At 31.2% G+C, this 11,982-nt stretch carries 10 protein-coding genes; 2 read left to right on the forward strand and 8 right to left on the reverse strand.

The features are described from left to right. Positions 1-33 precede the first annotated feature (33 nt). The 8 genes from LXN10_RS11000 to LXN10_RS11035 form a co-directional block, all read right to left on the reverse strand. Positions 34-1,527: an aldehyde dehydrogenase family protein gene (locus tag LXN10_RS11000; RefSeq protein ID WP_375723065.1), complete on the reverse strand. Its 1,494-nt coding sequence runs from the start codon at positions 1,525-1,527 to the stop codon at positions 34-36. Between the two features lie 135 nt (positions 1,528-1,662). Next, the gene (gene glpK / locus LXN10_RS11005) at positions 1,663-3,183 is read right to left on the reverse strand and encodes a glycerol kinase GlpK (RefSeq protein ID WP_375723066.1); all 1,521 of its coding nucleotides are present in this window, start codon (positions 3,181-3,183) and stop codon (positions 1,663-1,665) included. 62 nt (positions 3,184-3,245) lie between these two features. Next, positions 3,246-4,943: an ABC transporter substrate-binding protein gene (locus tag LXN10_RS11010; protein ID WP_375723067.1), complete on the reverse strand. Its 1,698-nt coding sequence runs from the start codon at positions 4,941-4,943 to the stop codon at positions 3,246-3,248. A gap of 67 nt (positions 4,944-5,010) precedes the next feature. Next, positions 5,011-5,289 (reverse strand): DUF2160 domain-containing protein, encoded by a 279-nt coding sequence (locus tag LXN10_RS11015; RefSeq protein WP_129100188.1) that lies wholly within the window; start codon positions 5,287-5,289, stop codon positions 5,011-5,013. Between the two features lie 11 nt (positions 5,290-5,300). Continuing rightward, entirely contained in the window at positions 5,301-6,128 is an 828-nt protein-coding gene (locus tag LXN10_RS11020) for a carbohydrate ABC transporter permease (protein ID WP_129100189.1), read from the reverse strand. 3 nt (positions 6,129-6,131) lie between these two features. Next, entirely contained in the window at positions 6,132-7,001 is an 870-nt protein-coding gene (locus tag LXN10_RS11025; protein WP_129100190.1) for a carbohydrate ABC transporter permease, read from the reverse strand. After that, complete coding sequence (locus LXN10_RS11030; protein WP_375723068.1) at positions 6,998-8,077, reverse strand: ABC transporter ATP-binding protein; 1,080 nt, start codon at positions 8,075-8,077, stop codon at positions 6,998-7,000. The genes LXN10_RS11025 and LXN10_RS11030 overlap by 4 nt, the downstream gene beginning before the upstream one ends. A gap of 11 nt (positions 8,078-8,088) precedes the next feature. Then, positions 8,089-9,177, reverse strand: coding sequence for an ABC transporter ATP-binding protein (locus LXN10_RS11035; RefSeq protein WP_375723069.1), 1,089 nt, complete (start codon positions 9,175-9,177; stop codon positions 8,089-8,091). A gap of 398 nt (positions 9,178-9,575) precedes the next feature. Between LXN10_RS11035 and LXN10_RS11040 the strand changes: the two genes are divergently transcribed. Then, positions 9,576-11,135: a glycerol-3-phosphate dehydrogenase/oxidase gene (locus LXN10_RS11040; RefSeq protein WP_375723070.1), complete on the forward strand. Its 1,560-nt coding sequence runs from the start codon at positions 9,576-9,578 to the stop codon at positions 11,133-11,135. Between the two features lie 107 nt (positions 11,136-11,242). Further along, the gene (locus tag LXN10_RS11045; RefSeq protein WP_375723071.1) at positions 11,243-11,974 is read left to right on the forward strand and encodes a GntR family transcriptional regulator; all 732 of its coding nucleotides are present in this window, start codon (positions 11,243-11,245) and stop codon (positions 11,972-11,974) included. The last annotated feature ends 8 nt before the right edge of the window (positions 11,975-11,982 follow it).

Consider the following 11,982-nt stretch of genomic DNA (forward strand, 5'->3'; position numbering starts at 1 on the left):
ATTAAAAAGGGGAAAGAGTTTCTTTCCCCTTTTTTAGTATTTGATATATACAGTTTTTGTAGTTGTATAAAAATCACTTGCTGTATATGATTTTTCCCTTGAACCATAAGATGAACTTTTTCTACCACCAAATGGTACATGATTATCCATTCCAGCTGTTGGAAGATTTATCATTACATTTCCTATTTCTGCATCATGTTTAAACTGCATAGATTTTTTTAAATCATTTGTAATAATTCCACCTGATAATCCAAATTCTGTATCATTTAATACTTCAATTGCCTCATCATAATCTTTTACTTTTATTACACAAGCAATAGCTGCAAACATCTCTTCTTGGTTTATTCTCATAGAAGATTTTCCATCTATAAATAGCGCAGGTGAGAAATAAAATCCTTGGGTATCAGTTTTTATAGCTTCTCCTCCACAAACTAAAGTAGCTCCTTCTTCTTGTCCAAGTTTGATATACTCTAAGTTAGCATCTAATTGTTTTTTGTCAATACAAGGTCCAATTTGACTTGATGGATTCATAGCATTTCCTACAACTAATGATTGCATTTTATTTTTAAAAGCACTTATAAACTCTTCATAAATACCTTCTGTAACAATTAGTTTTGAACAAGAAGTACACTTTTGACCATTTGCATTATAAGCGCCTTTTATAGAAGCTTCAACTGCTGTATTAATATCTGCATCATCAAGTATTATAAGTGAATTTTTACTTCCCATTTCTAATTGTAATTTAGTCATAGAATCAATAGATTTTTTAGCAAGTTCTTTACCAACAGCAACAGAACCTGTGAAAGTTATTCCTTGCACTTTTTTTGATTGTGCTAAAGTATCACCTATTACTCCACCTTGCCCAAATGTCAATGAAAATACACCTTTAGGTAGTTTTGTTGAGTCAATTATTTTAGCTAGTATATAGGCAATTGCTGGAGTATTACTTGATGGTTTTAATATCACGCTATTTCCATAGGCTAGGGCAGGGGCTATTTTCCAAGCTGGAATTGCTAATGGATAGTTCCAAGGTGTAATGACACCAATTACACCTATTGGTTCATGTATTACTTCTATATCAACATTATCTCTTGGTGAATCCATAAATGCACCTTTCATTCTAATAGCTTCTGCTGCAAAATAATTAAAAAATTCAGCTGATTTTACAACTTCATCTATTGCTTCTTTTATTGGTTTTCCAGCTTCCCTTGCTATTATTTCACCAAAGTAATCTTTATTATCAAGAAGTTTAATTGCTATATCTTTTAATACTTCTTCTCTTAATGAGATTGAAGATTTTGCCCAAGACTTTTGTACTTTTGAAGCAAACTCAACAGTTTGTGATACATGCTCATAACTTCCTTTATAATAAGTTGATACTATATCTGCAATATCAGAAGGATTTATATTCTGTGCAGTTTCATCACTTCCTTTCCATTCTCCACATATTAGGTTTTTCATTGGTTCATTTATATTTATTTCTAAATTATTAGATTTTATTATTTCATTTTGATTTAAATTTTTCATTTTTTCCCCTTGAATATTATTATAACATTATAATGACTTAAAACTTAGGCAAAACTTAAAGATTATAATGTTATAACAAATTTTGAGAGTGAAATATTTATTCTAAAGATGAATTAAATTCATCTTTAAAATTTGTTAGATTTGATTTGATTTTTTTGAAAGTGTTCTCTGTACAGCGTCTTTCCAGCCTGCATAAAGGTCGTATCTTTTTTCTTCACTAATAGTAGGTTTGAATTCTTTTTCTAGCTTCCAGCCTTTTGAGAACTCTTCTTTTAAAGGATAAAATCCTGCTTTCATTCCAGCAAGCCAAGCAACGCCAAGTGCAGTTGTTTCAAGTATTTCAGGTCTATCAACTGAAGTTCCTAACATATCAGATAAAAATTGAACAGTATAATCTGAAGCTGACATTCCACCATCAATTCTTAAAACAGAGTTTTTAGCACAATCAATACACTCTCCAAAATTATTCCAATCACTATACATAGCTTCTAATAAATCTTTAGTTTGATAGGCTACACTTTCTAAAGCAGCTTTTGCAAAATCTTCAGGTCCTGTATTTCTTGTAAGTCCATAAATAGCGCCTCTACACTGAGTATCCCAATAAGGAGCAGCAAGTCCTGTGAATGCAGGTACAAAATAGAGTTGCTCTGTTGGATCAGCATTGAGTGCTAGTTCTTGAGCCTCTTTTGAGCTTTTTATGATTTTTAACCCATCCCTTAGCCATTGGACAACGGCACCAGCTATAAAAATTGAACCTTCTAAGGCATAAGTTGTTTGACCATTAAATCTATATGCAATAGTTGTAAGCAGTCTATTTTTTGATAAAATCATATTTGAGCCAATATTTAAAATAGCAAAACACCCAGTTCCATAAGTAGATTTTACCATTCCTGGTTCAAAACAAGCTTGCCCTATAAGTGCAGCTTGTTGATCTCCTGCAACTCCATTGATAGGTACTTCTTTTCCAAAATACTCTTTACTAATATTTGCAAAATCATCTGCACAATCTTTAACTTCGGGTAACATACCCATTGGAATATCTAAAAGGGTACAAATCTCTTTGTCCCATTCATTTGTTTTTATGTTGTATAACATTGTTCTAGCAGCATTTGTAGCATCTGTAACATGGCTTTTTTTATTACTTAATTTCCAGATTAAAAAAGTATCAACTGTTCCGAATAATAAATCTCCATTAAGAGCTTTTTCTTTAGCACCTTTAACATTTTCTAAAATCCATTTTAATTTCATAGCAGAAAAATAAGGGTCAAATAATAAACCAGTTTTTTCTCTAATCATCTTTTCGTGTCCTGCTTCTTTAAAGACATCGCACTCTTTTGATGTTCTTCTATCTTGCCATACAATTGCATTATAAACTGCTTTTCCTGTATGTTTATCCCATACAACAGTTGTCTCTCTTTGATTAGTTATTCCAATAGATACAATATCTTCTATACTAGCATTCGCATCTTTTAATACATTTTTACAGCTATTTAAAACTGTATTAAATAAATCCTCAGGATTATGCTCAACCCAACCAGAATGAGGGAAGTGTTGAGGAAACTCTTCTTGCGAAATTTTTTCTATTTTCATTTGTTTATTAAATAGAATTGCTCGGCTAGAAGTTGTACCTTGATCTATTGATAGTATGTATTTCATTTATTCTCACTTTAGAGTAACAAAAGTTGAGACATACTCAACTTTTGTTTAGATTTATAAAATTATTTCCAAGATTTGATTAATTCATCATAAGAAATAGTTACTGGTGCTGGTTTTTCATTAGCTAATTTAGGTTTTGGAGCACCTGGTTGTTTTAGCCAATATTCAGCAGTTTTCTTTTCATTAAGTTTTGGTCCAATATCACCTTGGATACCAGCTCTTTCAATTCTTGATAGAATTTTCTCTTGAGCTAAACAAAGTGAATCTAAAGCCTCTTGTGCAGTTTTTGCACCTGATGATGCATCACCAATATTTTGCCACCATAATTGTGCCAATTTTGGATAATCAGGTACATTAGTTCCTGTTGGAGTCCATTGTGTTCTTGCAGGAGATCTGTAAAATTCAACTAAACCACCAAGTTTTGGAGATCTTTGTGTAAATGATTTATCATTAATACTAGATTTTCTTATAAATGTTAAACCAAAATGTGATTTTTTAACATCAACTGTTTTTGATGTAACAAATTGTGCATATAACCAAGCAGCTTGAGCTCTTTTTAGAGGTGTTGATTTCATTAAAGTCCAAGAACCAACATCTTGATAACCAACTTTCATTCCTTCTTTCCAATAAGCACCATGTGGTGATGGAGCCATTCTCCATTTTGGAGTACCATCAGCATTTACAACTGGAAGACCTTTTTTTACCATATCTGCTGTAAAAGCTGTATACCAGAAAGCTTGTTGTGCAACTTCACCTTGTGCAGGAACAGGTCCAGCTTCAGAGAATACCATACCAGCAGCACTTGGTGGAGCATATTCTTTCAACCATTTGTTGTATTTTTCAATAGAATAAACAGCAGCTGGTGAGTTTGTAGCTCCCCCTCTATCCATACAAGAAGCAACTGGTTGAGATTTTTCATTTACTCTAATTCCCCATTCATCTACTGGAAGTCCATTTGGTAAACCAGGATCACCCTCTCCAGCCATTGACATCCAAGCATCAGTAAATCTCCAACCTAATGAAGGATCTTTTTTACCATAATCCATATGTCCATAAACTTTTTTACCATCGATTACTCTTCCTGTAAAGAATTCTGCAATATCTTCATATGCAGACCAGTTAACTGGAACGCCTAATTCATAACCATATTTTGCTTTAAAATCAGCCATATTTTTTGGGTCCGTGAACCAATCATATCTAAACCAATAAAGGTTAGCGAACTGTTGATCTGGTAACTGATATAGTTTTCCATCAGGAGCAGTTGTAAAAGATAATCCCATAAAATCGTCTAAATCTAAGTTTGGATTTGTAACAGCTTTACCGTCACCTTTCATCCAATCAGTTAAATTTCTAACTTGTTTATATCTCCAATGTGTACCTATTAAATCAGAATCATTTACATAAGCATCATAAATATTTTGCCCTGTTTGCATTTGTGTTTGTAGTTTTTCAATAACATCACCTTCCCCAATGAGGTCATGAATAACTTTTATTCCTGTAATATCGTAAAATGCTTTTGCCAAAGTTTTACTCTCATATGAGTGAGTTGTAAGACTTTCAGATACAACTTTTATAGTCATACCTTTATAAGGTTTTGCAGCATCTTTAAACCAAGTAAGCTCATCTTTTTGTTGAGCTTTTGTCAATGATGAAGGTTGAAATTCATCAATCCATTTATTCATATCTGCACTAAAAGCACAACTACTTAGTCCTAATATTCCTACTACAAGTGAAGTAGTAATCTTATTTTTTATTTTCATTCTTTTCCCCTTCTTAAGTTAAATTGTTATAAATAAAATAAAATTTGATAATTTTATTTTAGTATTTTTATACCCAGCGAAAAACTGCTATAGCATAAAAAAGACAAAGAACCATTCCCCCGTAAATTGGAGTACCAAACATTGCTAAATAGCCAAGGCAAATAAATGCCGAGCCTAAAAGACTTAGAAAAAGTCGATCACCAGGAGTGGTTTTTATTCGTAAAATTCCTACTCTTGGTGCCTGCGGCCACTTAATGGCCCAGATAGTCATGATTATAAGTGCAACAAAGATACAAATGAAAAATATTGCAGTTCCACTTGTCCAAGCCATCCATGATAAATTCATACTAAACCTCCTTAAACTCGTCCAAGAGATAAACCCTTGGCAATGTGATTACGAACAAAATATATAACTATGGCACCAGGAACAAGTGTTAAAACACCTGCTGCTGCTAGAACGCCCCAATCAACTCCAGAAGCTGATATTGTTTTTGTCATAGTTACTGCTATTGATTTGGCATTAACAGCTGTTAATGTTCTACTTAAAAGTAATTCAACCCAAGAGAACATAAAACAGAAAAATGCACAAACACCAATACCAGAAGCAATTAATGGAGTGAAGATTTTTGTAAAAAATCCAAAAAAACTAAATCCATCAATATATGCAGTTTCATCTATTTCTTTTGGTACACCACGCATAAAGCCCTCCAAAATCCAAACAGATAATGGAACATTGAATAATGTATGAGCTAAAGCCACCGCAATATGTGTATCAAATAAACCAACACTTGAATAAAGTTGAAAGAATGGCAGCGCAAATACAGCAGGTGGTGCCATTCTGTTAGTTAATAACCAAAAGAACAAATGCTTATCTCCTAAAAATCTATATCTCGAAAAAGCGTATGCTGCTGGAAGTGCTACTAAAACAGAAATAACCGTATTCATTACAACATATATCATTGAGTTGATATATCCCCAATACCAAGTAGGGTCTGTAAATATAACAATATAATTATGAAAAGTAAGATCATTAGGAAAAAGTGAAAAAGTTCCCAATATCTCTTCATTTGTTTTAAAACTCATATTTACTAACCAATAAACAGGTAACATCAAAAAGATAATATATATAAGCATAATAGTAGGAGATTTACTGCTAAAAAAGCCTTTTTTAATTGCTGTACTCATAAATTACTCCTCTTCTTTATCTATGTTTGTCATGATTGTAAAAAATGCCCAACATGTTAATAGTATCACTAGAAAATATATTAGTGAAAAAGCTGCTGCTGGTCCTAAATCAAACTGACCAATTGCTGTTTTAACTAAATCTATAGATAAAAATGTAGTAGAATTTCCAGGCCCACCACCTGTTACAACCATAGGTTCAGTATAAATCATAAAACTATCCATAAATCTAAGCAAACTAGCAATTAGCAATACTCCCATCATTTTAGGAAGTTGGATATATCTAAAAACACTCCATTTTGAAGCTTGGTCGATTTTTGCTGCTTGGTAATAAGCTGATGGAATTGATTGTAATCCTGCATAACAAAGTAAAACAACTAACGAAGTCCAATGCCATACATCCATTACAATTATTGTAACCCATGCATCAAGTACATTTTGGGTGTAGTTATAATCAATCCCCATTGATACTAAAGTATGACCCAAAAGTCCAATATCAGTTCTTCCAAATATTTGCCAAATAGTACCAACAACATTCCAAGGAACAAGTAGTGGAAGAGCAACTAATATTAAACAAGCTGATGACCAAAACCCTTTTTTAGGCATATGTAAAGCAATAAAAATACCAAGAGGAATCTCTATTGCTAAAATAATTCCTGTAAAAAGTATCTGTCTTCCTAATGCTGCATGAATTCTCTCTGAGTGAAGAACTTCTTCAAACCATTGTAATCCAGCAGGGAAAAATACATTATTTCCAAAGGTATCTTGAACTGAATAATTAACAACTGTCATTAAAGGAATAACAGCTGAAAAACCAACAAGGATTAGTACTGGAAGTACAAGAAACCATGCCTTTTGATTTACAGTTTTTTTCATAGTGCTTCTCCTTGGACTATCCAATCATTTTCATATACATTGATTTTTTCTAAATCAAAAGTCATGCTACTCATTGTTGAAGTGATTTTTGTATCTTCTGAAACTATTATATTTATATTATTATCTTTGTATTTTGCTCGTACAATCTTATGGTGAGCCACATCTTCTATCCTGGTAATATCTATTTTGATTCCCTCTCCATCTTCACAAAGGTTTATGAATTCAGGTCTTATTCCTAATTGAATCACACCTTCTAAATCTTTATATTTAGAATTTAATTCAATTGCATAATCATCTAAAGTTGCTATGTTTCCATTAATTTTCACATCAAAAAGATTCATTCCTGGTGAACCAATAAAATATCCCACAAAGGTATGTGCTGGTTTTTCAAATAACTCTTCTGGAGTTCCTATTTGTAAAACAATTCCTTGGTTCATAACTACAACCTTATCAGCAAAGGTTAAAGCTTCTGTTTGGTCATGAGTTACAAATATCATTGTATGTTTTAGCTCTTTGTGTAAAGCTTTTAATTGAGTTCTTAATTCCCATTTCATATGAGGGTCAATCACAGTTAAAGGTTCATCAAATAAAATTGCATTTACATCTTCTCTTACCATTCCTCTACCTAAAGATATTTTTTGTTTGGCATCAGCTGTTAAACCACTTGCTTTATTATCCAAAATATCTTCAACTTTTATTGCTTTTGCAATAGCATCAACTCTTTGTTTGATATATTCAGGCTTTTCTTTTCTATTTTTTAAAGGAAATTCTAGATTTTGTCTGACTGTCATTGTGTCATAGACAACGGGGAATTGAAATACTTGGGCAATATTTCTATGTGCTGTATCTTCATTTGTAACATCTTTATCATCAAATAGAATTTTTCCCTCCGATGGAGTTATAATTCCAGATATAATATTTAGTAAAGTTGATTTTCCACATCCAGAAGGTCCAAGTAGGGCATAAGCTGCTCCATCTTCCCACTCATGATTTAAAGGTTGTAATACATAATCTTTATCTGAAATTGGATTTTCCATATAACTATGGGCTAAGTTTGAAAGAGTTATTTTTGCCATTTCTTCTCCTTCTATCTTTCTTCTACATAAGAGGCAGTTTTAACTAAATCGCCATCATGAGAAAATACAAAAATATGACGAGTATCTAAATACACTGATATTTCTGAGTTATATTCTAAGTCATGTACTCCATGAACTAGACCAATCCAATTGTCTTCTTTATGTTGCATATGTAAAAAAGTCTCAGATCCTGTTATTTCTGTAACATCTAAGTGAGCTGAGAATTCAATTGCAGTTTCTGATTTTTTTGTAAGTTCTAGGTGATTTGGTCTAAAGCCTGCTAGATATTTTCCATCTTTTATATCTTTTAGCCCATTTGTAGCAAGTGCTTTTTGTCTATCTCCATAATAAAAGTAATCACCTTCTTTTTTTATATTTAAAAAATTCATTGAAGGGTTTGAGAAAACTTTTGCTGTAATAGCGGTATTTGGTTTGTGATAAACTTTTGTAGTTTCATCAAATTGTGTTATTTTACCTTCCCATAAGGTCACAACATTTCCACCTAATAAAAGTGCTTCTTCTGGTTCAGTTGTAGCATATACAAAAATTGCTCCAGATTTTTCAAACATTTTAGGAATCTCTTCTCTTAGTTCTTCTCTTAATTTGTAATCCAAGTTTGCAAGGGGTTCATCTAATAGTACCAATCCAGAACCTTTTACTAGTGAACGAGCTAGTGCGCATCTTTGTTGTTGCCCACCTGATAATTCTAAGGGTTTTCTATCTAACATATTTGTTAAACGCATAAGTGCAGCTGTTTCTCTAACTGCTTTGTCTATCTCATCTGAATCTTTTTTCATTATTCTCAAAGGTGCTGCAATATTTTCATATACACTCATTGAAGGATAATTGACAAATTGCTGATAGACCATCGCAACTTTTCTATCTTGAACTCTCATTCTAGTAACATCTTTCCCTTCCCACAGAATTTTTCCTGTTGTAGGTACATCCAATCCTGCCATTATTCTCATCAAGGTTGTTTTTCCTGATAAGGTTCTACCTAGAAGTACATTCATTGTACCTTTTTGTAGTGTTAGGTTTGTATTATAAATATGAGTTTGTCCATCAACTTTCATTGACACATTCTCAAGTTCTAATGACATTCAATCTCCTTGCTACAATTCTTATATTTATAAAATTATCAATGTAATAATTTTTACATCATAACATTATAATGTTGTCTTTAATAGTGACGTATAGAATTTTAAAGTATGCTTAAAAAGGTAACCATTTTTTTGTCTTTAATTAAAATCTTTTTCATCTTTAAACGTAGCAATAAAATAGCATTGCGATACGATGGTAGCTTGCTTGCTTTGACCTTATAAATTACTTAAAGTGGATTTTAAAAATTGTAAAAAAGTAGTTGTTTTTTAAGCTGAAGTTTTAAGAAGCATTTTTTATTATTATAATTTATTTAATATTCTTTTTATAGTTATATCATTATAATGTCTTCAACAACATTATAACCTTATAATGTAATCTATTTAAGGATAGTAAGATTATGGAAAGTAATAAATATGACATTATTATAATAGGTGGAGGAGCAACCGGAAGTGGAACAGCTTTAGATGCCGCATCAAGAGGCTTTACAACTTTAGTATTAGAAAAAAATGATTTTGCTGAAGGAACTAGTTCTAGAAGTACAAAACTAGTACATGGTGGAGTTCGTTATTTGGAAGCCGCTGTGAAGGGCTTGAATATGGACCAATTCAATTTAGTAAAAGAGGGATTAAAAGAGAGATCAAGACTTTTGAAAAATGCTCCTCACTTATGTTCTAGACTTACCCTTGTAACTCCTATATATAAATGGTGGGAATTACCTTATATGTTTATAGGTTTGAGTTTATATGATTTTGTATCAGGAAGAAGAGGTCTTGGTAGAAGTTCAATTGTATGTAAAGATAAGATGATAAATAACTTTCCAAGTATCAAAAAAAATGCCTTAGTAGGTGGAGTTAAATATTATGATGGAAGTTTTAATGACTCACGATTGAATGTAACACTACTTAAAACAGCTCAAAAGTTTGGGGCTGATTGTAGAAATTATAGTGAAGTTGAAGAGTTCTTATACGAAGAGGGAAAAATTTCTGGGGTAAAAGTAAGAAATAAAATTACAGATGAAACTTATATTGTAAACTCAAAAGTTATAATAAATGCAACGGGAGCATTTTCTGATAAGGTAAGAACTTTAGATAATAAAGAAGCAAAAAAAATGCTTGACTTAAGTTCTGGTATTCATATTGTATTAGACAAAAAGTATTTGCCTTCTGATGAAGGTTTGATGATTCCAAAAACTGAAGATGGAAGAGTTTTATTTATACTTCCTTGGATGGGTAAATGTTTAGTTGGAACTACAGATGAAAAAACAACTCTAAGTGAACATCCAGAGGTTTCTGCTGAAGATATAAAATATATATTAAAACACTTAGAAATATATTTTGATTTAAAAATTGATGAAAGTGAAATATTATCGTCATGGTGTGGAATAAGACCATTAGTAGCAGCGCCTAAAAATGCCTCAACAAAAAGTATTGTAAGAGAGCATATTATTATTAGCTCTGATTCTGGCTTAGTTAGTATTTTAGGTGGCAAATGGACAACTTATAGAAAGATGTCAGAAGAGCTTGTTGATTATGTGACTTCTAAATTTGCTTTAGAAAACAAAGAGTGCCAAACAAAAAAATTAAAATTAATAGGAAGTGAAAACTTTACAAAAGAGATGCAAGTTGATTGTTTAGATGAAGATATTAAAAAATATTTGATTAAAATGTATGGTGATAAAGCAAATGATGTTTTAAGTTGTACTAAAAAAATAGAGAGATTACATAAAGACTATGCACATACAAATGCAGAATTAATTTATACTATTAAAGAAGAATTTGTACAAAAACCTATGGATTATATAGTAAGAAGAACATCTTTGGCCTTGATTGATAAAAAAGCTGCAAAAGAGATTTTAGACAAAGTATTAGAAATAATGCAAAAAGAGTTAAATTGGGATGAAAAAAGAGTAAATATTGAAAAAGAAAAATCTTTGGAGTTATTAAATAATTCATTATAACAAATATTAAGTGCACTTTAAAATTGAATTATGTAATATGCAATAATAAATAGAATATATTGTTATAATATATTACAAATCAATATTTATCTTAAAAGGAAATACTTTTGTTTGCTAAAAATGGTATACCATTATATCTTCAATTAAAAGAGAAATTATTGGAAGATATTAAGTTAAATTACAAAGCTGATGATATTATACCAGCTGAGGGCAAACTTGAAGAGAAATATCAAGTAAGTAGAATAACTGTAAGAAAAGCTATTGAAGAACTAGAGCGAGAAAATGTAGTTATTAAAAAACAAGGTAGAGGAACTTTTGTACAAGAAAAGAAAGTACTTTATGATGCAAATTCTATTGGTTCTTTAACTCAAAGGTTAGAAAAACAAAAACATCTTCTTACTACAAAATCTATATCTTTTGAAATAATTGAAGAGGGTGAAGAACATTTTGTAAAAGATATGCTAAATTGTGAGAAGCTACTGTGTATTAGAAGAACAAGATTATTGAATGAAGTTCCATTTGCCTTGATGATAAACTATTTTGATGTAAATACTGTACCTGACATTGAAAAAAAATTAAATCTTGAATCATTGTATGCCTTTTTAAAAGAAGAGTATAACATCGAGTTTTACAATGCAGAAGAGATAGTAGAAGCAAAAGCTGCAAATAAAGATGAAGCCAAAAGGTTAAATGTAAAAGAAGGTTTTCCCCTATTATCTTTAAAAAGACTCTCATATGATACAAGTAATAAGCCAATAGAGTACTCAAATTTAGTTATTAAATCAGATATGTATAAACATAAGATAATTTTATCAAATGATAAAATGTCAAATATATAAATCAAAGG

It is taken from the genome of Arcobacter iocasae, from assembly GCF_042214795.1.
In the GTDB taxonomy this organism is placed as follows: Bacteria; Campylobacterota; Campylobacteria; order Campylobacterales; family Arcobacteraceae; genus Arcobacter; species Arcobacter iocasae.

Bases quoted from the DNA above. Each gene is read 5' to 3' on its own strand.
- LXN10_RS11015 (WP_129100188.1), bottom strand. From the start codon at position 5,289: ATGAATTTATCATGGATGGCTTGGACAAGTGGAACTGCAATATTTTTC.
- LXN10_RS11025 (WP_129100190.1), bottom strand. From the start codon at position 7,001: ATGAAAAAAACTGTAAATCAAAAGGCATGGTTTCTTGTACTTCCAGTA.
- LXN10_RS11040 (WP_375723070.1), top strand. From the start codon at position 9,576: ATGGAAAGTAATAAATATGACATTATTATAATAGGTGGAGGAGCAACC.
- LXN10_RS11035 (WP_375723069.1), bottom strand. From the start codon at position 9,177: ATGTCATTAGAACTTGAGAATGTGTCAATGAAAGTTGATGGACAAACT.
- glpK (WP_375723066.1), bottom strand. From the start codon at position 3,183: ATGAAATACATACTATCAATAGATCAAGGTACAACTTCTAGCCGAGCA.
- LXN10_RS11030 (WP_375723068.1), bottom strand. From the start codon at position 8,077: ATGGCAAAAATAACTCTTTCAAACTTAGCCCATAGTTATATGGAAAAT.
- LXN10_RS11010 (WP_375723067.1), bottom strand. From the start codon at position 4,943: ATGAAAATAAAAAATAAGATTACTACTTCACTTGTAGTAGGAATATTA.
- LXN10_RS11020 (WP_129100189.1), bottom strand. From the start codon at position 6,128: ATGAGTACAGCAATTAAAAAAGGCTTTTTTAGCAGTAAATCTCCTACT.
- LXN10_RS11000 (WP_375723065.1), bottom strand. From the start codon at position 1,527: ATGAAAAATTTAAATCAAAATGAAATAATAAAATCTAATAATTTAGAA.